22 protein-coding genes are annotated in these 23,177 nt (G+C 62.4%); 9 read left to right on the top strand and 13 right to left on the bottom strand.

What is annotated here, in order from left to right:
- Positions 1 to 99 precede the first annotated feature (99 nt).
- From IB265_RS28755 to IB265_RS28745, 3 genes are all read right to left on the bottom strand, one after another.
- Entirely contained in the window at positions 100 to 867 is a 768-nt protein-coding gene (locus tag IB265_RS28755) for a DUF899 family protein (RefSeq protein ID WP_057255382.1), read from the bottom strand.
- A 118-nt stretch (positions 868 to 985) separates the two neighbouring features.
- Positions 986 to 2,458: a ComEC/Rec2 family competence protein gene (locus IB265_RS28750; RefSeq protein WP_162728142.1), complete on the bottom strand. Its 1,473-nt coding sequence runs from the start codon at positions 2,456 to 2,458 to the stop codon at positions 986 to 988.
- A 233-nt stretch (positions 2,459 to 2,691) separates the two neighbouring features.
- Positions 2,692 to 3,102 carry a hypothetical protein gene (locus tag IB265_RS28745; protein ID WP_057255380.1) on the bottom strand — a complete coding sequence of 137 codons (411 nt, stop codon included), beginning with the start codon at positions 3,100 to 3,102 and terminating at the stop codon, positions 2,692 to 2,694.
- A 340-nt stretch (positions 3,103 to 3,442) separates the two neighbouring features.
- Between IB265_RS28745 and IB265_RS28740 the strand changes: the two genes are divergently transcribed.
- The 5 genes from IB265_RS28740 to IB265_RS28720 all read left to right on the top strand — a co-directional run bounded on the left by IB265_RS28740 (position 3,443) and on the right by IB265_RS28720 (position 8,156).
- Positions 3,443 to 4,144: an RNA polymerase sigma factor gene (locus IB265_RS28740; RefSeq protein ID WP_112996437.1), complete on the top strand. Its 702-nt coding sequence runs from the start codon at positions 3,443 to 3,445 to the stop codon at positions 4,142 to 4,144.
- 89 nt (positions 4,145 to 4,233) lie between these two features.
- Positions 4,234 to 4,755, top strand: a complete 522-nt coding sequence (locus IB265_RS28735; RefSeq protein WP_057255378.1) for a DUF4142 domain-containing protein — start codon at positions 4,234 to 4,236, stop codon at positions 4,753 to 4,755.
- Positions 4,756 to 4,763: 8 nt separating this feature from the next.
- Complete coding sequence (locus IB265_RS28730; protein ID WP_057255377.1) at positions 4,764 to 5,078, top strand: cupredoxin family copper-binding protein; 315 nt, start codon at positions 4,764 to 4,766, stop codon at positions 5,076 to 5,078.
- A gap of 176 nt (positions 5,079 to 5,254) precedes the next feature.
- Positions 5,255 to 6,277, top strand: coding sequence for an LLM class flavin-dependent oxidoreductase (locus IB265_RS28725; RefSeq protein WP_192495518.1), 1,023 nt, complete (start codon positions 5,255 to 5,257; stop codon positions 6,275 to 6,277).
- 148 nt (positions 6,278 to 6,425) lie between these two features.
- Positions 6,426 to 8,156, top strand: a complete 1,731-nt coding sequence (locus IB265_RS28720) for an adenylate/guanylate cyclase domain-containing protein (RefSeq protein ID WP_057255375.1) — start codon at positions 6,426 to 6,428, stop codon at positions 8,154 to 8,156.
- 98 nt (positions 8,157 to 8,254) lie between these two features.
- Here the strand turns inward: IB265_RS28720 and IB265_RS28715 are convergent, their stop codons facing one another.
- From IB265_RS28715 to IB265_RS28695, 5 genes are all read right to left on the bottom strand, one after another.
- Positions 8,255 to 8,632, bottom strand: coding sequence for a hypothetical protein (locus IB265_RS28715; protein ID WP_192495517.1), 378 nt, complete (start codon positions 8,630 to 8,632; stop codon positions 8,255 to 8,257).
- A gap of 121 nt (positions 8,633 to 8,753) precedes the next feature.
- Entirely contained in the window at positions 8,754 to 9,524 is a 771-nt protein-coding gene (locus IB265_RS28710) for an ABC transporter ATP-binding protein (RefSeq protein ID WP_057255373.1), read from the bottom strand.
- A gap of 9 nt (positions 9,525 to 9,533) precedes the next feature.
- Positions 9,534 to 10,517 (bottom strand): ABC transporter substrate-binding protein, encoded by a 984-nt coding sequence (locus IB265_RS28705; RefSeq protein ID WP_192495516.1) that lies wholly within the window; start codon positions 10,515 to 10,517, stop codon positions 9,534 to 9,536.
- Positions 10,518 to 10,557: 40 nt separating this feature from the next.
- Complete coding sequence (locus tag IB265_RS28700; RefSeq protein ID WP_192495515.1) at positions 10,558 to 11,421, bottom strand: ABC transporter permease; 864 nt, start codon at positions 11,419 to 11,421, stop codon at positions 10,558 to 10,560.
- Between the two features lie 9 nt (positions 11,422 to 11,430).
- Positions 11,431 to 12,783 carry an LLM class flavin-dependent oxidoreductase gene (locus IB265_RS28695; protein WP_057255370.1) on the bottom strand — a complete coding sequence of 451 codons (1,353 nt, stop codon included), beginning with the start codon at positions 12,781 to 12,783 and terminating at the stop codon, positions 11,431 to 11,433.
- Positions 12,784 to 13,334: 551 nt separating this feature from the next.
- Between IB265_RS28695 and IB265_RS28690 the strand changes: the two genes are divergently transcribed.
- The 3 genes from IB265_RS28690 (at position 13,335) to IB265_RS28680 (ending at position 16,732) form a co-directional block, all read left to right on the top strand.
- Positions 13,335 to 14,696 (top strand): dicarboxylate/amino acid:cation symporter, encoded by a 1,362-nt coding sequence (locus IB265_RS28690; protein ID WP_058329984.1) that lies wholly within the window; start codon positions 13,335 to 13,337, stop codon positions 14,694 to 14,696.
- 290 nt (positions 14,697 to 14,986) lie between these two features.
- Positions 14,987 to 15,451, top strand: coding sequence for an SRPBCC family protein (locus tag IB265_RS28685; protein ID WP_057255368.1), 465 nt, complete (start codon positions 14,987 to 14,989; stop codon positions 15,449 to 15,451).
- A 321-nt stretch (positions 15,452 to 15,772) separates the two neighbouring features.
- Positions 15,773 to 16,732 (top strand): YeeE/YedE thiosulfate transporter family protein, encoded by a 960-nt coding sequence (locus IB265_RS28680; RefSeq protein ID WP_057255367.1) that lies wholly within the window; start codon positions 15,773 to 15,775, stop codon positions 16,730 to 16,732.
- Positions 16,733 to 17,006: 274 nt separating this feature from the next.
- On the opposite strand, the gene IB265_RS28675 is transcribed toward IB265_RS28680, so the two are convergent.
- Genes IB265_RS28675 through IB265_RS28655 form a run of 5 tightly spaced genes read right to left on the bottom strand, consistent with a single transcriptional unit; the run spans position 17,007 to position 22,432 of the window.
- Positions 17,007 to 18,023, bottom strand: coding sequence for an ABC transporter ATP-binding protein (locus tag IB265_RS28675; protein ID WP_058329987.1), 1,017 nt, complete (start codon positions 18,021 to 18,023; stop codon positions 17,007 to 17,009).
- Positions 18,020 to 19,015 carry an ABC transporter ATP-binding protein gene (locus tag IB265_RS28670; protein WP_192495514.1) on the bottom strand — a complete coding sequence of 332 codons (996 nt, stop codon included), beginning with the start codon at positions 19,013 to 19,015 and terminating at the stop codon, positions 18,020 to 18,022. Before IB265_RS28670 ends, IB265_RS28675 begins: the two co-directional genes overlap by 4 nt.
- Positions 19,008 to 19,916, bottom strand: a complete 909-nt coding sequence (locus IB265_RS28665; RefSeq protein ID WP_057255364.1) for an ABC transporter permease — start codon at positions 19,914 to 19,916, stop codon at positions 19,008 to 19,010. The genes IB265_RS28670 and IB265_RS28665 overlap by 8 nt, the downstream gene beginning before the upstream one ends.
- Positions 19,907 to 20,842 (bottom strand): ABC transporter permease, encoded by a 936-nt coding sequence (locus IB265_RS28660; RefSeq protein ID WP_057255363.1) that lies wholly within the window; start codon positions 20,840 to 20,842, stop codon positions 19,907 to 19,909. The genes IB265_RS28665 and IB265_RS28660 overlap by 10 nt, the downstream gene beginning before the upstream one ends.
- A 12-nt stretch (positions 20,843 to 20,854) precedes the next feature.
- Positions 20,855 to 22,432 (bottom strand): nickel ABC transporter substrate-binding protein, encoded by a 1,578-nt coding sequence (locus IB265_RS28655; protein ID WP_112996440.1) that lies wholly within the window; start codon positions 22,430 to 22,432, stop codon positions 20,855 to 20,857.
- A 457-nt stretch (positions 22,433 to 22,889) separates the two neighbouring features.
- Between IB265_RS28655 and IB265_RS28650 the strand changes: the two genes are divergently transcribed.
- Positions 22,890 to 23,165 (top strand): metal-sensing transcriptional repressor, encoded by a 276-nt coding sequence (locus IB265_RS28650; RefSeq protein WP_113736468.1) that lies wholly within the window; start codon positions 22,890 to 22,892, stop codon positions 23,163 to 23,165.
- The last annotated feature ends 12 nt before the right edge of the window (positions 23,166 to 23,177 follow it).

The following is a 23,177-nucleotide window of genomic DNA, read 5'->3' as shown; positions in this document are numbered from 1 at the left end:
CTCCCGCGACTGCATCCCTCCACCCCCGGCGAGCCGCGCGACACCGGCGTTGAATGGATGATGCTGCAAGTCGGGAAGGCAGCGATATACTCCCTCGGGCTAGGTTTGCCGTTCGTCCATCTCCGCCCGATAGGTTTCGGCATCGAATTGTTCGTTGACGTCGGGCCGACCGCCTGGTGTCAGGTCGAGCAGGGTCCACATCGGTTCGACAGTGCCGAGATGCCGCGGATCCTGCCCGGGATCGGCTGGCTCGAACAACAGTTCGGAAGCCCAACTCAGACTGATCAGCCCGTCGTCATCCTTGTGGAATATGGTCAGGATCGGCACCTGCTGCCCATCCTCGCTCTCACCGTGATAGTCGCGCTTGAAGCTGTTGTTGGCGGCCGAAAGCAGCTTCAAATCCCGCCAGCCGCGGTCGGCAGCGAAGGCGGAAACCCTTTCGATCGGCGCCTTCGCGACGGCGGCGATGTTGACGCCGAAGCCTTCGACATGCCGCACAGCGCCCTCCCAATTGTCGAGCAGGGCGGTACAGGAGGGGCACGGCCCATCCTCCAGAGCACAACCTGCGATCGGGCCGCTCCGCGGTCCGGCGCGCCTATCGGAGCGATGGCGCGGAAACATGTAGTGATAGAGGATCAGGGTGTTGGTGCCCGGTCGAAACAGCTCGGAGAGCCGAACCTTGGCCGCAGAGCCCGTCTCATCAATATGGTCGAATTCATAATCCTCAAGGACATGCCCGCCCGGCGGGAGTGCACGGATTTCCGCGGCGACGCTTTCCATTTCGCGCCTGAGTGCTGCCTCCCGTTGCAACAACCTGTTGCGCGCATCGCGGTAGCTGGGGCTTTCGTTCGGAAAGGTCACGCTCATGGATACCTCCATCAAAGCGGATGCGCAGGCATCATAACATAGTCCGTTGCGCGCCGGGTCGCACCTGACGTGAGTCACCCACTCCGAGCGCACCTTGCGAAGAGGCACACGATCGCTCCTACGGCGCTGCAGGCGCCGATCGTTTGACCACGCTCTTTTCGAAAACGACATCGCCCGTGGGCGATACGTTGAAGCGATAGGCCTCGTTCATGAACCTCTTGCCGGAATGGGTAAAGGCGAGAACCCGCTCGCCGTCGGTCCGCACATGCGAAATCCCGAAATTCGTGCGCTCGAACGCGAAGACTTTCTTGCTGGCGTCAGTCGGATCCTGCACGTAACCCAGCGTTTTGAAGAATGCGGCCAGCTCCGTGCAGAAAATGATCGCCGGCGTGGTGCGCGCAGCTTTCCCAAGCGCCGCCATCAGCGTTGCGCGAGGGTGGATGTATTCCTTGGCTTCACTCTCATCTCCCGATGAAATCAGCGAAACGACGGCGCCGATTTCCTTGAGAAATTCCATGTCGAAATCGGCAGAGCCATGATGAGGCGCCTTGAGGATTTCCGATCGCAGGGCGGCCGACGGCAAGGCCTCGCGCAAGCGCTGGCTTGCTTCCTGGTTCATGTCCCCGGTGAACATGAACCGCACATTGCCGAACCGCAGCCGAAAATTGATGGAGTGGCCGTTGATCGTGTGCGACGCAGAATAGGCGCCCTGGCCGCTCGCCGCCACAGTGCCGAGCATCAAGTTGGCGTCGTCGGGCGGCGACCGCAGAAAGCGCAACGCAGGCTGGCCGCCGACAGTCTCGACGATTGGCCCGAGAATATCGACGGCGATCGACTCATCCTGAAGAAAGTCGAAGGCGCCGGCGGAAAGGTGGTCGATCCGTCGACGCTCGATGCCGTTGCCGGTAACCGTCTGAACCCGCCCCTCCCAGGCGGCAAGCGTGTCGACCCATTTGTTGAAGGGACGATTCCTCTCTTCGCGCGGCACGGCCGCCTGGTCGTCGACGAGGCCGACGATGAATACACGCTCGTCCACCGCTACGGTCTGCCCGAGCAGCTCAGTATCCTTGCGCCGTTTCTGATTGCCGTCTTCGCTCGGCCGTTTGACGATACCGTTGTGATAAACCCGCCTCGGCGCGATGAAGATCCGCTTGCTCGGGCGGCTGTCGGCCTCCGACTTACGCAGTTCCACCAACCCCTCGAAATGGTCGGCATCCCCATGGGTGATCAGGATCAGATCGACCACCAGTGGATCGGTGTCGCTCGTATTCGGGAAGCGGGCGTTGGCGTGACGGGCAAAGAGCTGGTTGTCACCGCCATCGATGAAAATCACCTTGCCTTCAGGGGTCTCCAGAATGAGACCATCGCCCTGTTGCACGTCCACCATCGACAGCCGCAGCAAGCCCGTGTCGCGCAGCCTGGTCTCGGCCCGGATGAAGCCTTCGTCGATTTTTCCGCGTGCGCCGAGGATTTCGACACGCATACGACTGCCTTCGGTCGAGAGCACGTTGCAGCGGTCGCCCCAGTAATACTGCCCTTGACTGCCATCGGCACGGCGGAGATTTACGACGTCATCATCAAGATATCGCATGAGCGCCCCCGTCATTGGACAGGGACAGCTTATGGTAGCATTTTGTCATATTCAATCGACAACTCGATCGGTTTCGCGCCAAATCCGGTGGTCGAAGGTCGCCATAACTGGCTGCCCGATTTCACCGCAACCGACCCCCTCCGACGATCATGTCCTGTCGCCGGCATTAAAGACGGGAGGTGAGGGAAGCTTCCGGCTGGCGCCCTGGCTTCCCTGGGTGAGGCCGATCTAGCTCAGCTAAAGAGCGCCTTCAGTCGCGGCCAGAGGCCGATGGCCGAGCGAACCCGCCGGGCGGCATAGGCAGCACGTACCGAGCTGCCGAAATTGCAATCGCAGACGATGTCGTGCAGTTGGTGGTCCGATATTTCAAAGAACCGTTTTGCTTCGCCGTAGCTGTCATCGGCAAGGCCCACGAGCCGCAATTGCGGATCCTCGAATGCGACGGTCATGGGGGAACCGTTGACCTGCATGGCTTGCCGAACGGCAGCGGTCGCACGTTCGGTACCGGAAAGCGTGCCCAGCCGGCGATCGGGATTGCTTTCCAAGAGTTCGGCCCAACGTTGGAGCCGTTCCGTTCTCGTCATGACGGGAGCGGGACGGATTTCGGCGAGCGCTTGCAATTGTTCAATCGATTGATGCTTCATAGTCGTCTCTCCTGGTCCGAAGATGCGACCTCGGTGTGCGCCCCTCCACACGCAGGTCGCCGCTTCACCAACTCGCCAGCGGGAACCACAGTTCCCTTGCCAATAAAAAAAATATCGTCGACGCGTACCTCCGCGCGAAGCGCGGCTTTGCCCCCAACTTTCGCTGGCAAAAGCGCCCGAATTCTTCGCCCTCACCCGGCGAAACTACGCGCGGCAGGTGCCGAAAACAGCGGGCGCTCGTTTTCAATATCCGTCCCCCTCAGCAGCGGGTATTCTTTCCTTCAACCGATCGGGAACGATTTTGCCGGATCCGCATCAAACGGTGGTTTGGAGGTGGATGATGAAGGATGTTCTCTTGCAAACAACACCGCTCGCGCTCGACCCCGATCATTTGACGGACCACGATCTCGCCCAGGGTGCGCTCGCCAATGATCCCGAAGCGTTCCGCACCATCATGCGCCGGTATAATCAGCGGCTCTTCCGCATCGCACGCGCCGTGGTGCGCAACGACAGCGTCGCCGAGGATGTGGTGCAGGAGGCCTATCTTCGCGCCTTCGAACACTTGGAAACGTTTCGCGGCGACGCCAGCCTCGCCACCTGGCTTCATCGCGTGGTGCTCAATGAGGCGCTCGGACGTCTGCGAAAGTCGTCCACCCGACGAGAAGTTCCGCTGGCAACCGAGCAGGCGAGCGCCGACATCGTGCCTTTTCCCAATGCGGCAAGCTCGGAGGATCCGGAGCGAGCCCTTGCCCAACGGCAGATTCTGCGCCTGGTGGAAGAGGCGACGGACGCTTTGCCGGAAGCGTTTCGCCTGGTCTTCACCGCGCGCGTCATTGAAGCCATGAGCGTCGAGGAAACCGCCGCCCTGCTTGGCATCAAGCCGGAGACGGTCAGAAGCCGCCTGCACCGCGCCCGCCAGCTCCTGCGCCAGCATATCGACCGCAAGATCGGACCCGTTCTGATGAATGCGTTCCCCTTTGCCGGTCGCCGCTGCGAACGGCTGACGGCGGCCGTCATGAGCCGGCTCGGGTTCGTCGGGTGAAATTTTCGGGAACCTTCGTCCGTGGCGCGCATCCAATGGGTGTCATCCACAGAGACCGGCGGCAACGCTCCGCCGGAGAGGAGTTCCCGATGTATGCCCGTCTGACCTCCGCCCTCGCCCTCGCCTGCCTCATCAGTGGCGCCAGCCTTGCGGCGGGCAGCGGGATCACCGATCCCCAGATCGCCCATATTGCCTACACCGCCGGCGTCATCGACATCGAGGCGGCCAAGCAGGCTCTCAAGATTTCCAAGGACAAGGACGTCATCGCCTTCGCCAACGACATGCTGCGTGACCACGAGGCTGTGAACAAACAGGCCCTCGATCTCGTCAAGAAGCTCAACGTGAAGCCCGAGGACAACGACACCAGCCGCGCGCTGACGAAGGCCGCCACGCAAGAGCGCGAAAAGCTGGCGAAACTGAGCGGCACCGACTTCGACAAGGCCTATGTTGCCAACGAGGTTGCCTACCACAAGCAGGTCAACGGCGCGCTCGAAACCCTGCTGATCCCGTCAGCGAAGAACGCCGAACTCAAGGATCTGCTGGAGACCGGCCTCAAGCTGTTTCAGGGCCACCAGCAACATGCCGAGCATGTCGCTGCCATGATGAAGTAGGTTGCGCCGTGATCTCGAAACTGAGCCTTGGTGCTCTTTGCGGTCTGGTCCTGATTCTGGCCGGACCGCCGGTGCGGGCCGAAACCATCCGGGTCACGGTCGAAAAGCTCGTCTTTTCGCCCGCCGAGATCAGCGCTGTCGTCGGCGACGTGATCGAATGGCAGAACAAGGACGTCATGGCGCACACGGCAACGGCCAAGGACGGTTTCGACGTGGTGATCCCACCCGGAAAAACGGCGACGCTCACCGTCACCAGGGCCGGCACTTTCGACTATTACTGCCGCTTTCACCCGAACATGAAGGCGCGCCTGCAAGTGCGGTGAAAGCGGAAGACCGCTCTTTTACGGTTGGGATGAGGGGCCCCCACTCCCGACCACGACGGCGGCGCAACATCATCAGAGCGCGTCGCCGTTCACGGTGAAGTCACCGAACGCCGTCTGTATCCAAAGCCGGAATCATGCGATGAAGCCGTCGGTTTCATTCGACAGGCGGCACGAGCATGAAGAAGATCGGTTTTCTTTCCTTCGGACACTGGACACCTTCGCCCCAGTCGCAGACGCGATCCGCGGCCGACGCATTGCTGCAGTCGATCGATCTCGCCGTCGCGGCCGAGGAACTGGGCGCTGACGGCGCCTATTTCCGCGTCCATCACTTCGCCCGCCAACTCGCCTCGCCGTTCCCGCTGCTGGCGGCGGTCGGCGCCAAGACCAGCCGGATCGAGATCGGCACCGCCGTCATCGACATGCGCTACGAAAACCCGCTCTACATGGCCGAGGATGCGGGTGCCGCCGACCTCATCGCCGGCGGACGCCTGCAGCTTGGCATCAGCCGCGGCTCGCCGGAACAGATAATCGACGGCTGGCGCCACTTCGGCTACCAGCCGGCCGAAGGCGAAACAGAAAGCGACATGGCAAGACGGCATGCAGAGGTTCTGCTCGACGTCCTGCGCGGCGAAGGTTTCGCTGCGCCCAACCCGCGGCCGATGTTCCCCAATCCTCCCGGCCTGCTGCGCGTCGAACCACACTCCGCAGGGCTTAGGGAGCGCATCTGGTGGGGCGCCAGCTCAAACGCCACCGCTGTCTGGGCTGCGAAACTCGGCATGAACCTGCAGAGCTCGACGCTGAAGGACGATGAGACCGGCCTGCCGTTCCATGTCCAGCAGGCGGACCAGATTCGCGCCTACCGGGAAGCGTGGAAGGCGGCTGGTCACACGCGCGAGCCGCGCGTTTCGGTCAGCCGCAGCATCTTCGCGCTAGTGGATGATCGCGACCGCGTCTACTTCGGCGGCGGAAACCAGCACGAGGACAAGATCGGTTTCATCGACGACAAGACGCGGGCGATCTTCGGGCGCAGCTACGCCGCCGAACCGCATGTTCTCATAGAGCAATTGGCCAAGGACGAAGCGATAGCGGAAGCCGACACGCTGCTGTTGACCGTTCCGAACCAGCTCGGCGTCGACTACAACGCCCATGTGATCGAGGCGATCCTGAAGCACGTCGCACCCGCTCTCGGCTGGCGCTAGGGCCGGCAGCCCGCCTCGGCGGAAGCAGGCAGGATTGTCGCGATTGGAGCTCCGATTGCCGACGATCGAGCCCATAAGCATTCCCTCATAGACATTTCCGGCGGACGTCCTACAATTCCGTGCACCCCATTCTGCGGAAGGGCGCGATATGGCTGAAGAACGCGCTCAACGGCGTCTCGCCGCTATCGTGGCTGCCGATGTCGTCGGTTACAGCCGCCTCGTCGAACTGGACGAAGGCGGTACACTTGCGGCGTTGAAAGAACGCCGTAAGCAGATTCTCGATCCCCTTGTCCGCGAGCACAACGGCCGCATCGTCAAGACGATGGGCGATGGTGTGCTGGTGGAGTTTGCCAGTGCCGTGAATGCAGTCAGCTGTGCGATCGACATTCAGAAGGGCATGGCAACAGCCAATCAGGGCCTTGCCGACGACCGCCGAATTCTTCTGCGCGTCGGCATCAATCTCGGCGATGTCGTCGTCGAAAGCGGCGATCTCTACGGCGACGGCGTCATTGTCGCCGCGCGGCTTCAGACCATGGCTGGTCCCGGCGAAATCTACGTCTCCGGCAACATTTACGACCAGGTGCGGCGGCGCCTCTTTTGCGATTTCGACGCGCTTGGCCCCCACGCGATCAAGAACATAGTCGAGCCGGTTTCTCTTTATCGCATCAGCACGGCGACCTTGAGCCAAGGCAGCGGCGCCAGGGCCTCCTTGCCGTTGCCCATCAAGCCCTCCATCGCCGTCCTTCCCTTCACCAATATGAGCAACGAGCCGGAGCAGGAGGTCTTCGTCGACGGCTTGACCGAAGACCTGATCACCGACCTCTCCAGGGCCGGCGGGCTGTTCGTCATCGCCAGCAATTCGGTTTTCGCCTACAAGGGCCGGCATGAGGATGTGCGCCGCATCGCGCGCGAACTCGGCGTTCGCTACGTGCTGGAAGGCAGTGCCCGACGGGCGGCCGGGCGTGTTCGCATCAACGCCCAACTGATCGACGCCTTGCAGGGCGATCACCTGTGGGCGGAGAGGTTTGATCGCAGCCTGGAAGATATGTTCGCCGTTCAGGACGAAGTGACGAGCAGGATCGTCGAGGCCCTGGTCGGGCGCCTAACTGACGCACCGGCCCGGAACCGCCCATCGAACCTGAAAGCCTATGACTATTGCGTCCGGGCGCGCACGCTCGGTCTGCAGACCGCAGGGGCAGCCAGAGAGGCGATCTTTCTTCTCGAGCGGGCGCTCGCATTCGATCAGGACTATGCTGAGGCGCACCGGCTCCTGGCACTGAACCTCTGGCTGAGCTGGGAATTCTGGGACCAGCCGATCGTTCCCTATCGGCAACGCGCCGTCAGCGAGGCGCAGAATGCGGTAGCGCTCGACCCCAACGACGCCGGGAACCGCTGGGTCCTGGGCATCATTCTCGGTCACGAGTGCCGCTGGGAGGAATCCGACGCCGAATTCGACCTGGCGCTGACGCTTGATCCGAACCATGCCGACGCCTGGGCGATGCGCTCCGACCTTATCGTCCTTTGTGGTCGACCGGCACAAGCGATCGAACACGTTCACAAAGCGCTCCGACTCAACCCGCATCCGCCGGGCTGGTACTACTGGATGCTTGGGCAAGCGCAATACGCCATTCGCGACTACGAGGCCGCGGTCCAGACCTTGCGCCACCCGGAAACCTACCGGGCGACATCGCGCCGCCTGCTTGCTGCCAGTCTGGCGCGGCTCGGTCGCCTGGACGAGGCACGGACCGAAGCGCAATTGTTTTTGATGAACAATCCGAACTTCACGATCGGCCAATGGGCCGCATCGCAACCGTTCCGGGACGAGACGATGCGGCAGCACTTCGTGGAAGGCTACCGCCTGCTGGACCTGCCCGAATAGGCGGCCCCATTCGGGAGACGCGCCAACCGACAGACGCGTGAGATCGCTATACCACGCGTCGCCTCTAAGCATTGTCGGTTGGATCCGCGGCAGCGGGCTTAAGGAACCTGTGGCGGATGCGCGACACCGAGATAGTAGTCGCCCTCGCCGCCGCTCTGATACTCACCCGTGTAGCGCTGGCGGGCGTCGCCCAATGTGCGTGCCGGCGGGCGATAGACGTAGCCTGGCGCTGGATCCATATAGATACTGCCTGTTGGCATCGGATCGACATAGACCGGCCCTGGCGCCGGCTCCACATAGACAGGCCCAGGTGCGGGCTCGAGATAATACGGACCCGTCGACATCAACCTATTCTGGGTGCCTGGCGGATTGTGCGGATCGATACCAGTATAAAAGCCGTTGGCCAGCACCGGACCAGCTGCCCCACTCAAGGCAAAGACGATTGCGGCGAATGACATCCTCTTGGAAACTCTCATAGCGTTGCTCCTGTCTCGGCTTCGCATCCGGCCCCGCGCAGGAGGCCCAGCAGGCTGCGCCTCCTGTCGGATGCTGCCCGAGAGATAAACGCCTGATCGCTGCAACCGTTCCGCCGCAGCCTCAATGCAGACCGAAGAGATTGAGCAGTTCTTCGCGGTGGCGGACAAATTCGGGCGCGCTGCGATCGCGGGGTCGCGGCAGATCGATCTCGATCAGCCTTGGTTCGCCACCCTTCTCGCGTGGCAGGATCAGGATACGGTCGGCGAGGTAGATCGCCTCCTCGAGATCATGGGTGACGAGAACGGTCGTCACATCCTCATCCCGCCAGATCCGTGCCAGTTCCTGCTGCATGCTGATCTTTGTCATGGCGTCGAGCGCGCCGAGCGGCTCGTCGAGCAGCAGGATTTCGGGCTGGACCGCCAGCGCACGAGCAATGCCGACGCGCTGCGCCATGCCGCCGGAGAGTTGCCGGGGATAGGCGCTTTCAAACTGCTGCAGGCCGACGAGCTGGACATAGCGTCGTGCCCGGTGCCTCGCCTCGCCGCGCGAGAGCCCCTGCGTCTCCAGCCCGAAGCCGACATTGTCGAGCACCGTCAGCCAAGGCAGCAACCTCGGCTCCTGGAAGATCACCGCGCGGTCGGTGCCGACGCCTTTCGTCAGCTTGCCGTCGATCAGCACTTCTCCGGCATCCGGATCCTCGAGCCCTGCCAGAACCCGCAGCAAGGTCGTCTTGCCGGAACCGCTGGCGCCGACGATCGCGAGCGTCTCACCTGAGCGGATGTTGAGGTTGATATCCCTGAGGACGGGCAATGGCGCGCCGTTCAGGCGGTAGGACTTGGAGAGATGGCGGATCGCCACCTCTCCACGACGAAGGTTCTGGGCAACGCTCATGGCCGGTCCTCAGTTGCTGGCCGATGCGCCGTCGACGGCGAAGAGCACGTCCTTTGGCGTCAGCTGGCCTTCCTTGAGCTTGCCTTCACGCACCAGAACGTCGATCCAGAACTGAAGGTCACGCTCGACGGGCAGGCCGCCCGCACGCACGCCGTAGCCACGGAAATACTGGGCGACGTCAGGATTTTCGCCACGCGCCTGCAATGCCTTTGCGAGGATTTCCTTGGTTTCCTCGGGATGCTCACGCGCGTAGTCCAGCGCACGGGCCGACTGCAGGACGAAGGTCTTGGCGGCTTCCGGATGTTCCTTGATGAAATCCCGGCGCAGCACGACGAAGCCTCCGGCAATCTCGCCGAGCACATCGGTGTCGTCGAAGATCGCACGCAGGCCACCCTTCTTGCGGGCTGCCCCTTCGAAGGTCGTCTGCCAGTAGCCGAAAGCGGAAATATCCACCTGGCCGGAGCGCAGAACCTGCTCCAGCTGCGGACCGGGGACGACAACCTGGTTGGCGGCGTCTGTCGGCAACCCGACCGAATGCAGGGCTTCGCGGATCGTATAGTCGAGATGGGCGCCCAGCGTGTTGACGGCAATGCTCTTGCCGGCGATGTCCTTGATGCTCTTGATGGGGCTGTCTTCGAGCACGTAGAAGATCGACTGCACCTCGTCATTGATGCCGTTCGAGGGATAGGCGGCGACGAAGTCGTTGCCGCTGATGATCGAATTCAGGACGGCGGACGTCGCGGCACCGCCGATCTCGACGTCGCCCGAGGCCAGCGCGATCAGCGAGGCCGGGCCGCCCGTGGCGTAGCCGACGCTCTCGATCGTGATGCCGGTGCCCTCGAAGTATCCGAGTTCCTGGGCAAGCTCGTGCGCCGACAGGCCACCCTGGCTCGCGAGATAGCGCAGCTTCACGTCATCGGCCGCGGCCGCCGGTGCGACAAGGCCGAGGGTGATTGCAGCAGACAGAAGAAGGTTGCGGGCATGGAAGGTCATATCGATATCCTTTCGAAGGAGAAATCTGGCAAAGAAACGATCAGGCGTTGGGTTGCGACCAGCGGCAGAGGTTGCGCTGGAGCAGAACGAGCAGCGCGTTGGCGGCGAGCCCGAGCAGGGCGAGCAACAGGATCGCCGCGAACATCAGCGGGATCTGGAAGTTGTATTGGGCGTTCATGACCTGGAAGCCGATGCCCTTGTTGGCGCCGATCATCTCGGCGGCGATCAACAGCAGAAGCGCCGTGGTGGCCGAGAGGCGCAGGCCTACGAAAATCGCCGGCACCGAGGCAGGCAGCACCACGCGGCGGAACACGGTGAGCGGTCCGGCACCGTAGGTTCGGGCCATCTCGATCAGCTTCTTGTCGACCTCTTTGACGCCGCCGATCGTCGAAAGCAGGACCGGAAACAGCGTCGCCCAGAAGATCACGAAAACCTTTGAGGTCTCGCCGAGGCCGAGCAGCAGGATGAAGACCGGATAGAGCGCCAGGGCCGAGGTCTGGCGAAAGAGCTGCAGGATCGGGTCGAGCGCCTGTTCGACAAGCCGTACCTGGCCCATGAACAGGCCGAGCGGGATGCCGACTACGACAGCGGCCGCAAAGGCGATGCCCGATCGCTGCAGGCTGATGGCGATATCGTCCAGTAGCGCGCCGCTGGCAAGACCGCCCCACAGCGTGGACAGGATCACATCGAGAGGCGGAAAGACCGCTGGATTGACCCAGCCAAGCGTGCTGGAAAGTTGCCAGAAGGCGAGAAACCCGAGTACGACACCATAGCGTGCGACGATCGAGCCAAGCAGGGCGCGCCAGCGGGAAACGATGGCCGGGACGGCTGTAGAGACCTGACCGTCAGCGCGGCCGAGACCAAAGCTCGCTGCAAGCGACGTGTTGACGTGTTCGTAGGACATGATCGCACCTCACTCTGCTGCCTGAACGGCCGATCGCACGTCGGCCCAGCGGTTGACGGGAATGGGCAGACCGAGATTTTCCCGGAGCGTCCGACCCTCATAGGCCGTGCGGAAAAGGCCGCGACGCTGCAGTTCCGGGACCACCAGCTCGACAAAGTCGTCAAGCGCCGTCGGAAACCAGGGCGGCAGGATGTTGAAGCCATCGGCCGCTTCGTTTTCGAACCACTCCTGCAGGGTGTCGGCGATCTGTTCTGCCGTTCCGACGATCGTGTAGTGGCCGCGCGCTGACGCAATCCATTGATAGAGCTGGCGAATGCTGAAGTTGTTTTCGTCGGCGATCTGGCGGATCAGCGCCTGCCGGCTCTTCATGCCCTCGGTTGGCGGTGCCGGCGGCAGCGGCCCATCGAGATCGTAGCCATGGAGATCGAGCGTGCCGCCGGTCAGGCCATTGAGCAGGCCGATGCCATCCTCCTCGACGATGAGCGAGGTCAGGCGATCGTACTTTTCGCGCGCTTCGGCCTCCGTTCTGCCGACGAAGGGGGAGACCCCGGGCATGACCAGAATGTGGTCCGGGTTGCGGCCGAGACCGCGCGCACGTGCCTTGATGTCGCGATAAAATTCCTGCGCCGTCTCAATGTGCTGGTGCGCAGTGAAGATCACCTCAGCCGTCGCGGCCGCCAGCCCGCGACCGTCGTCGGACTGGCCCGCCTGGACGATGACAGGATGCCCTTGCGGAGAGCGCGAGATGTTGAGCGGGCCGCGCACCTTGAAATGTTCGCCGCGATGGTCGGTATCGTGCAGCTTCGCCGGGTCGTAGAAGATGCCCGTTTGCTTGTCGCGAATGAACGCATCGTCCTCGAAGCTGTCCCAGAGCTTCGTGACCACGTCGACATGCTCGGCCGCGCGCCGATAGCGTTCGGCATGCGGAAGCTGCGTCTCGCGGTTGAAGTTCTGCGCCGTCGCATCGCCCGTTGTCGTCACCACATTCCATCCGGCGCGGCCGCCGGAAATGAGATCGAGCGAAGCGAATTTGCGTGCCGTGGTGTAGGGCTCTTCATAGGTCGTCGACGAGGTCGCGATGAAGCCGAGATGGGTGGTGAGCGGCGCCAGCGCCGAAAACAGGGTCACCGGCTCGAAGCCCGCCACCCGGGCGTTTCCGCCCTCGCGCGCCCCGCCGAAGCCGATCGCCAGCCCATCTGCCAGGAAATAGGCGTCGAACAGACCGCGTTCCGCCGTCAGCGCCAGTTGCTTGTGAAATTCGAAACTGGTCGCCCCGTCGGCCGGCTGGTCGGGGTGGCGCCAGGCGGCGATATGCTGTCCGCCACCGGGAAGAAATGCTCCAAGCCTGATCCTGCGTGTCATCTCAATCCTCTCCTCTTCTCGCTGCAAATTCTTGGGCGTCAAGTCACGGATGAAGGGCTGTCTGCGACCAGACCCACGACCTTGGCTGCCAGAAAGACAGGCTACATTATCCATAATGTTTATAGAGAAAGAGTATTTCCCGTGCGCCCGAGGCAAGTGAAAAGATTTTCGACGCAGGCGCAGAAAGCGAGATCAATCGCCGTGTACCGGGGGACTGAGAGCTTGGGAGAGAAAGGCTGGTTGCGCCGTGACTTGTTGCGAGGCGAGCGCGGTGAGCCGAGCAATCCTGAGGACTCTCCACGGCTGTGGCCACAGCCTGGAACGCGCGATATCGCCGCAGCGCATACCGCTTCGGCCGAAATACCGTCGCTCCGCGAGACCCGGGCGGTGCCTGGACAATCAGCCAATCGCACCGGGGAAATTATTCTACTCTGAGTGGTTTTCGAGCCAAAGGGTTTCTTATCCTGAATCGGGCACTCGACTATTTTTTGGGCACTTGCGGCGGCCTTTGCCAAAAATGCGGCCACCGCCATCCAATGAGAGTAGAAGACGTGTCCCAAGCAACCATCAAATCTCCCCCGAAACCGATTTACGCCTCCTTCGGCTTTCAAGTCCTCGCGGCCATGGTGATCGGCCTGCTGCTCGGCCTCGTCGCCCGCAACATGGGCGTCGATGCCAGCGGCAACGCCAACTGGCTGACGGTAACCCTGCAGACGATCGGTTCGATCTTCGTCCAGCTTTTGCGCGCCCTCGTGCCGCCGCTCGTCTTCACCGCCATCGTCGCCTCGATCGCCAATCTGGCGACGCTGCAGAATGCCGCGAAACTCGTCTGGCAGACGCTGCTCTGGTTCGCGATCACATCGCTGATTGCCGTCGTCATCGGCATCGCCCTCGGACTGATCCTTCAGCCGGGCGTCGGCTCTGCCGTTTCGCAGGAAGCCGCCAAGGCGCCCTCCTACTCCGGCTCGTGGCTTGATTTCCTGAAGGGCCTGGTGCCCGCCAACGTGCTCGGCCTCGAAGCCAGCACCAAGGTCACCGACACGGGTGCTACCACCTCGCTCAATTTCAACGTCTTGCAGATCCTCGTCGTTTCGATCGCCGTCGGTGCCGCTGCGCTGAAGGTCGGTGATGCCGCCAAGCCGTTCCTCGCCTTCAACCAGTCGCTGCTCGCCATCGTCCGCAAGATCCTCTGGTGGGTCATCCGCCTGACTCCGATCGGCACGATCGGCCTGCTCGGCCGCGCCGTCGCCCAATATGGCTGGGAAACGCTGGCGCAACTCGGCTGGTATGCCGCGGCTGTCTATATCGGCCTTGCGATCGTGCTCTTCGTCGTCTACCCGGCGCTGCTCATCGGCCACGGCCTGAAGCCGTCGCGCTTCTTTGCCGGCGCCTGGCCGGCGATCCAGCTCGCCTTCGTCTCCCGTTCTTCCGTAGGCACCCTGCCCGTCACCGAAACGGTGACCGAAAAGAGCCTCGGCGTTCCCCGCGAATACGCCGCCTTCGCCGTACCGCTCGGCGCGACCACCAAAATGGACGGCTGCGCCGCGATCTACCCGGCCATCTCGGCGATCTTCATCGCGCAGTTCTTCGGGCTGCCACTCGGCATCCAGGAATATGTGCTGATCGTCTTCGTCTCTGTACTCGGCTCCGCCGCCACCGCCGGCCTCACCGGCGCGACCGTCATGCTGACGCTGACGCTCTCGACGCTCGGTCTGCCGCTCGAAGGCGTCGGCCTGCTGCTCGCCATCGACCCGATCCTCGACATGGGCCGCACGGCGGTCAACGTCGCCGGCCAGGCACTGGTGCCGACGATCGTCTCCAAGCGCGAGGGCATTCTCGACGAGACCGTCTACAACGGCGACAAGGTCGTCGATGACCTTGAGCCGCTCGTGGCTGCGGCACGCGCGGCCTAGCGCTCCAAAAATTGACCATGCGGGCTACGACGGCCCGCATGTGCCCGCTCGGCAAGGTGCGCAACTACCATCAACTCAAACGTACCCGACCTGCGAGACACCTATTTGCAGCGGGCCGCAAAATCCCCCTTTCGCCGATCAAGCAGAGCTTGCACAAGCGAGCCGAGCAGTGTCTCTTCTATCGAGACTTATTGAGTGCTTGGCCGGATCGCGTACGCTGGCGGGCCCTGCGCTTTGCTCAGGCATCGCCGCCGGCGTGCTGCGTCCTCTGGCTATGAAGAGGACCGGCGATGTCTCTCACCGAGTTTCATCTCATCACCCAATGGACCATCGATGCTCCGGTCGAAGACGTGTGGCGGGAGCTGAGCACCCCGGAGGCCTGGCCGGAATGGTGGCCATCGGTCAAGCGGGTTTCCCTGCTGCGCGAGGGAGACGAACACGGCGTGGGCGCGGTTCGCCGGCTGGAATGGGTGACGGCCCTGCCCTATGAACTGATCTTCAACGTGGAGACGGTGCGGGTCGAGCCGCTGTCGCTCATCGAAGGCAGGGCCTCAGGGGAGCTTGACGGCATCGGCCGATGGACGCTTGAGCGCGAAGGCCCCCGCTGCCGGGTGCGCTACGACTGGATCGTCCAGGTCACCAAGCCCTGGATGATCACGCTCTCATTCATCCTGAAGCCCATCTTCCGTTGGAACCATGGGGTGGTCATGGAGCGTGGCCGGCGCGGTCTCGTGCGTCGCCTCGCCCGCGTCTAAACGCTATTTTGAGCACACCTTTTCCCAAAGACAGGAAGAGCACAGCCCGCCCGGGCGACGCCAAGGTCGGGGCGGAGGCACCTGGCTAAACGGCAATGGTCTGGCTTGAAGTCGCCCGGGGGGATCGCCCGCTCTTCCGAAGCGATCGTTCGCATCGAAACCACCGAAGTGCTGTCCGCCCAAAAAGATTTGAGGCACAATTGCGCGCCCGCCGGAGCGGGAGAACCTCACTGCTGGGGTCGCTGAAATGTCAGCGACGGCGATCAATATGAATCGCTGGATGTGTCCGAAACTGGAGCAGGACGCGAGTCCGTTTGCCGAATGAGTGAATTTCTCCTTAACATATCAGGCACGGGCCCTGTCGCCACTAGCTTAGAGATCTGGGTAAGTATGGCCTTGATCGGGGCGCTCGGATTTGTTCTCGGCTTCGCCATGAATCGTGGATCGATCTGCACCGTCATCGCCACGAAGGAGTTGGTATCGGACAAGAGGCCGGCACGTTTCATCGCTCTGGTCGAATGCGCCGTCTGGGCGGCCCTCGTCTACGCAATCCTCGAAACGGCACCGATGATGCAGGAGGGCTGGTCGCCACTCGGCTACCTCGTTCCCGCAGCCATTTTGCTTGGGATCGGCAGCTATGTGAACGGCGCTTGTGTGTTCGGGTCCGTTGGGCATATCGGAAATGGCGAAATCGGATTCGCATTCACGTTTCTCGGGATCTATGCGGTCCTCTACATTGAATCCTTGTTTGATCTGCTTTCGGATCAGCCGCCGATAAGTGCTCCCCCGCCGCTGGAGGCGGCGCTTCTCGCGCTTGCATTGTTGGCGATCATGGCTCTGAGGCTCGGCGTTTCACGCAGATCCGAGTCAAACTTCCGGCGGCTGACGATAGCGATGGGAGCGATCGGCATCACCTCTACGGTCCTGACGCTTCTTGCGCCCGGGTTCTCAATCACCGCATCGGTCGGAGCGATCGCTTCGATACCTGTCGCGGGAGCCGTGATTTCGGTCTGCATGTTCGGCGGCAGCCTCGTTTCCGCAAGACTTCGGAAGCATGGATTCATGCTGAAGCGGCCGACAGTGAAGACCATAGTCAAGAGAACGCTTGCGGGCATCCTTATGGGACTGGGTGCACTACTCATTCCCGGTGGGAACGACACGCTGCTGCTGATTGGTCTGCCCGCAGGGGCCTGGCAGGCGGCGCTCGCCTACGTGCTGTTCGTTGCGACGCTTGCCGCGCTCATTGTCAAAATCGGTTCGGTGGCAAAACCTTGGTCATGACGCTGCTACACCGACAAGATGCTTGTCCGCCTCTAGAGCATCCCGCCTTCAAGTGGAAGCACAGAACGCGGATAAGATCCTCTAGAATCAAAGTGCTAGTGCGTCCATGTTGATCGCGTCCGCGACACCGCGGTGCGGTCCACACGTCTATCCGAACAAAAAAAGGCCCCGCTCGATGGCGGGGCAGGCGCGCATCCCCAGCTTAAAGGATGCGAGGGAACTTGGGATTCGAAGCAGGCAACGTCCGGACCGCTGAGGCGAGCCGCTCCCGGCTCTATGGCGCCGACATCTCCTGTTGAACGAGAGCCGTTCGATTGCCGCGGTGGAGATCCGCGGCGAAAGTGCAGGCCGCCGTATGCCCCGGCGAAAGCACCCGGGATGGCGGCAGCGCCTTAGCGCAATCGTCGACGGCAAGAGGGCAACGGGTTCGGAACCGGCAGCCCGACGGCGGGTTTGTCGGACTGGGAACTTCGCCGATCATCAACGGTCCCCTGCGGTGCTTCTCGATCCGCGGATCCACCTCGGGCGCCGATGCCAGCAGCATCTGCGAATAGGGGTGGCTCGGACGGTCATAAAGCTCCTTTGACGAGCCATGCTCGACGATCCTGCCGAGATACATGACGTAGACACGCGACGCCGCCTGCCGCACCAGCGCAAGATCATGGGCAATGAACAGGCATGCCACGCCCAGATCCTTCTGCAGCCGCAGGAAGAGGTTCATCACCTGTGCACGGATCGAGAGATCGAGCGCGCTCACCGGTTCATCGCAGATCAACACGCGCGGGTTCACGGCAAGCGATCTGGCAATCGCCACGCGCTGGCGCTGACCGCCCGAGAGCTCGCGCGTGTGACGGTCCCTGACCGCGGATGCGAGGCCCACCTGATCCAGGAGCTCCTTGGTGCGGCGATCCCGCTCCTCCGGCGATCGGGTACCGGCGATCACCAGCGCTTCGTCGATCGCCTCGCCCACGGTCTGTCGATCGTTCAGAGACGAATAGGGATCCTGGAAGACGTATTGCAGCGCCCGGCGGCTGTCGCGCAGGGCGGCCCCGGAGAGAGCGCTGAGATCGACGCCGTCGAGAAGCACGCGGCCGCTGCTTGCCTTCTCGAGCCCGACGATGGTGCGCCCGAGGGTCGACTTGCCGCAGCCGGATTCGCCGACCAACCCGACGATCTCGCCCGGATAGAGTTCGATCGAGACATCGTCGACGGCATGGACAAATTTGCCCCGCTGAACGCTCTTGAAGCGCGTCTGCAGGTTTTCAACTTTAAGAACAGGTGCTTGTGTCATGCGGCAGCCTTTCCTTGATTGACGACAGGGCAAGCCACGAGAACCGCGCTGTCGTCCGACCGGACCAACGGAGGGCGGCTGTTGCTGCATGCAGGGACGGCGAGTTCGCAGCGCGGCGCAAGAGCGCAGCCTTTGATCGGTGCACCGAGCGTCGGCGGAATGCCGGGAAGCCCCCGGAACTCCGATCCGATTGGGTCCTCTCGCCGCGGTATCGCGTTGATCAGGCCCTGCGTGTAGGGGTGACGCGGACTCACCAGCACCTTGTCCACCGGACCGCATTCGGCAGCGCGCGCCGCATACATGACGACGATGTTGTCGGCTGCACTCGCGACCACGCCCATGTCGTGGGTAATCAGCACCATCGCCATGTTCAGCCGACGCTGCACGTCCTTGAGCAGCCGCAGGATCTGCGCCTGAACCGTCACGTCGAGTGCGGTCGTCGGCTCGTCGGCAATCAGGAGCTTCGGCTCGCCGGCAAGCGCAATGGCAATGACGATGCGTTGCCGCAAGCCGCCGGAGAGCTCGTGCGGATACTGCCGAAGCCGTGCCACCGGGTCGGAGATGCCGACGAGTTTTACAAGTTCCAACGCATGCGCTTCCGCGGCCCTCGGCGTCACGTCGAGATGCAGTTCGGCCATCTCGGCGATCTGCCGCCCGATCCGGCGTACCGGATTGAGCGCGCTCATCGGGTCCTGAAAGATGAAACCGACGGACTTGCCGCGCAGTTTCTGGATCTCAGCCTCGGGCAGGCCGATCAGCTCGCGACCCTCGAGCTTGACGGAGCCGGAGAGCATCGTCGTCACGCCTGTTGGCATCAGCCCGAGCGGCGCGAAATTCATCACCGTCTTGCCGCTACCGCTTTCGCCGACGATGGCAAGACATTCGCCTTGCCGGACCGAATAGCTGACGCCGTCGACCGGGCGTACTGCCGATTTCGCGGTCAGCAGGTTGACCGTCAGGTTCCTGACCTCAAGGAGCGGTTCGTCATGCATCGGAATTCTCCTTGCCCCAGCTTGCGACCTCGGCCCGACGGATTGCGAGCATGCGCCGTGTCAGCGGTTTCGGAATGCGGTTGAGCGCGATGGATTCCCCGAGCGTGTTGAAGCCGATGACGGCGGCTGTGAGGGCGAGGCCCGGCAGCAGCACCTGGCGCGGGTCGGATTCGAGATAGGGCAGCGCATCCACGAGCATCTGCCCCCATTCCGGCGTCGGCGGCTGGATGCCGAGGCCGAGGAAGCTCAGCGTCGCGACCGCGAGCGCAGCCGTGCCGGCGTCTGCCGTCGCATAGACCATCACCGCACCGATCGTCCCTGGCAGAAGGTGACCGAAGTAGATGCGCCAGGGGCTGGCGCCCAGCACCCGCAAGGCCTCGATATGCGGCTTGCTCATGATGCTGACGGCGACGGCCCGGCTGATGCGGCCGCTCATGGGCCACCAGGCAAGCGCCAGTGCCAGCACCATGGTCCAGTATCCGGGGCCGACGATGCCGATGACGGCGAGCGAGATGATCAGGCTCGGAATGGAGAGACCGACATCGACGACGCGCATCAAGAGGTCATCGACCCAGCCGCGATGATAGCCGGCGATCGTTCCGAGCAGGATGCCGATGGTCATGGCGACGCCGAGAACCGAGCCCACGCTGACGAGCGAAGTGTTTGCGGCGATGATCAACCGGCTGAAGGTATCGCGTCCGAGGTGGTCGGTTCCGAGCCAGTGAGCGGCGGACGGACCAAGTCCGGCATCGAGCAGGCTCTGGGTGCTCGGATCCTGGGGTGCAAGCCAGGGCGCGAAGGTGCCGAGAGCAACGAATAGGCCGATGGTGATCAGTGCCGCGCGCGGCATCTTGTTCAATCGGGCAAAAATGGGATTGAGCATGTTCATGGTCAGCTCCATTGGCGACGAATGCGCGGATCGGTCAGCAGGACGGCCAGATCGACGATCAGGTTCACCACGATGAAGAAAGTGAGGAAGATGAGCAGGCACGCCTGCACCACCATGAAATCGCGGAAGCGCACGCCGGCGAGGAAATAATCTCCCAGGCCCTGCCAGGCGAACAGCGGTTCGACGATGATGGCGGTCGCGGTCATCAAACCGACCTGGGTGCCGAGCGCGTTGATGAAGAGGGGTGTGATGTTGGGCAACGCCTCACGGAACAAGATGGCGGTGCGGCCGAGGCCCTTGCTTTTCGCGGTCAGAACGAAGGGACTCGTCATCGCCTCTTCCAGACCCACCCGCACGACACGACTGAGAACGGCAGCCGGCAGAACGGCGACGGTGAGCCATGGCAGGATCCAGCTTTTCGGACCATTGAAACCGAACGATGGCAGGAGCTGGAAGGTGACGGAGAAGGCGTAGATCATCAGCGCGCCGACGAAGAACGTCGGGGTCGATGCGCCGAGGAGCGCCAGACCGCGCGAAACGCGATCCGGCAATTTGTAGGGCCAGAAGGCACCGAGGAACCCCAAGGCCAGGCTGATGAGGGTGGCGATCACGGCCGAGCCCGCAATCAGCGTTCCCGTCACGAACATACGGTTCGCGAGGTCCGCGCTGACGTTCGTTCCCGTTCTGTAGGAGATGCCGAAATCTCCGCGAACCGCATCGCCCAGCCAATCCACGTAGCGCATCAGCAATGGCTTATGCAGTCCTATCTCTTCGGCAACCTGTTCGACGTAACCCGGTGTTGCGACCGCCCCGCGAAGCTCGGCAATCAAGACTGCAACATTACCGGGTGCCGAAACCACGAGGGTGAAGCAAACAAGGGACGCCATGAACAAAAGGACCAGGGAATGCTTCAGCCGCTTGCTGATGAAGTGGATCAAGGTACCCTCCTCTTACTCGGCCAGCAGAACGTTTTCGTAGGGCATGTCGTATTCGGTGACCGGGCTCGAAAAGCCGTGGACCCGCTTGGAATGCGCCCAGATGCTCGGCACGTAGACCAGCGGCGCAATCGCGTCGTTGTCCCTGAGCCAGTCGTAGACCTTCTGGATAGTCGGCTGAATCTGGTCCCCCGTTGCCGCCATCGCCGCGTTGATCAATGGATCCAGATTAACCGGATCGGTGACCAGCTTGCCCTCGACGTCATTGTGGAAGGTCGACAGGCACAGCCCCACGATCGAGCCGAATGGATCGTATGGCGCGCCGTAGGTCAGGAAGAAGCCGAGGTCATACTTCTGCTCCAGCATGTCGGTGTGCTTGGAGGCATGGTCGACCGAACGGATCACCAGGTCGATGCCGATCTCCTTCATCTCGGACTGGATGACTTCGGCAATGACGCGCGATCCCGGCACGGCGTCCGGGCTGACGACCAGTTCGAGCGTCAGCGGCTTGCCGTCCTTGGACCTTATGGGGCTTCCCGTCCAGCCGGCCTTTTCGAGCAGGGCCGAGGCGGCCGCCGCATCGCGAACCGGTGCATCACTCTGCGTTCCAGCATAGGGCAAAGCGCTGGAGAACATGTTGCCGGCGGGCTTGGCGTAGCCGTGGTAGAGCACCTTGGAGATCGCCGCGCGATCGATGCCGATGCTGACGGCCCTTCGCACCGCCGGATCCTTGAGCGCCTCGGCGCGGTCCGGATTATAGGCCATCACCAGCGTGACATTGCCCGGATCGACGACGACATTGAAGCCGGCCGCCTCGAGCTGCTTGCCTTCTTCCGGGGTGAGCGGCGCGATCCAGAAGCCGCCGATCAGGTCAAGCTCGCCGGCACGCAGCGCTGCAACCCGCGACCGTGCATCGGGGACGACCTTGGCTTCAAGGCGTTCATAGGATGGCAACTCGCCCCAGTAACCTTCGTGATGCTCGAAGACGCTCTGCGTATCGTCGGCGCTGATCTGACGCCACGGCCCGGTGCCCACAGGCTCCTTGAACTTGCCATCAGCGCCAACCGATTTGGGCGAAAGAAAGCGCGTCGGCCGGGTGTAGGAAAGCTCCTGCATCAGCGCGAGAACCGGCTCCTTGAAATGCAGGGTGACGTGGTAGTCGTCGACCACCTCAAGCGACTGGAAGTGTTTTGAGCAATTCATCCAGCTGAACTGGTCGAGCCCCATCCAGCGCTCGAGATTCCATTTGCACGAGGCAGCATCGAACTTGGTGCCGTCCTGAAACGTGACGCCCTGGCGCAACGTCAGATACAGCGTTTTTCCACCGTCCTCGATCTTCCAGTCGGTCGCCAGGCACGGTTCGATCTGGCCGCCCTTGCCGTATTTCACGAGCGGTTCGAACATCAGATCCTGGATCGCCCAGATCGCATAGTGGCTCTGCGGATCGAGATTGCCGGCAGGCTTGGCGATGGCGACCCGGAGCGTGCCGGCTGCACCCTGCGCATAGGCGATCTTCGACAAGGCACCCTGTGCGATGGCCAAGCCGATAGCGCCGGCCGCCCCTTGCAGGAACGTACGTCTCTTCACTGACATGAATTTTCTCCTCCGTTTTGGCGCTCCCTGCGCCCGCCTAGACATCCGGCCTCCACGCCGTTTTGTATAGACAAAATAACTGTCTCATGTATGCAATCTTGCGTCAATATCGTATTTTAGATTGTAGGCATTTTGAACTTTGAGTGAAAAGACACCGGGTCTGGCGCATCAAAATCGGCGAGAAACCTCCCGCATCACGGCTCATTTGATGAAAAAGTGGATGCAGTGGCGGGACTTTATCAGCCAGATCGGCGTTCTTCGGCTTCAATCTCCGAGGATTGCCGAATTCAAATTGTATGCAATATGAAGAAAGTCACGTCACTTGTCGTTACGTTCGCGCGAGTTGAATAGCGCCAAGGCGATACCCGCGCTTCCAAGGCGTTACGCGCGCCTGAGGGCAGCGCTATCTCCGCAAGCATCCCTTGATATATCCCCTCCAGGGGGATAGGTTACGAGCATGAGCGAACACAGACACGATACCCATCCCGAGATCGTCAAGCGGCTAAAGCGCGCCGAAGGGCACCTGAAGAGCGTCATTGCCATGATCGAGGGCGGCCGCCCCTGCCTCGACATCGCCCAGCAACTCCACGCGGTGGAGAAGGCGATCAGCCAGGCGAAGCGAACCCTGATCCAGGACCATCTGGATCATTGCCTCGAAGACACGATCGGTGCGCTTCCGCGTGACCAGCGCCACTCCATCGACGAGTTCAAGGCGATCACAAAATATCTCTGAGCGGCCGAACCC

This window comes from Ensifer sp. ENS10, from assembly GCF_014852025.1.
Taxonomy (GTDB): Bacteria; Pseudomonadota; Alphaproteobacteria; order Rhizobiales; family Rhizobiaceae; genus Ensifer.
This window is presented reverse-complemented; position numbering and strand designations above follow the sequence as displayed.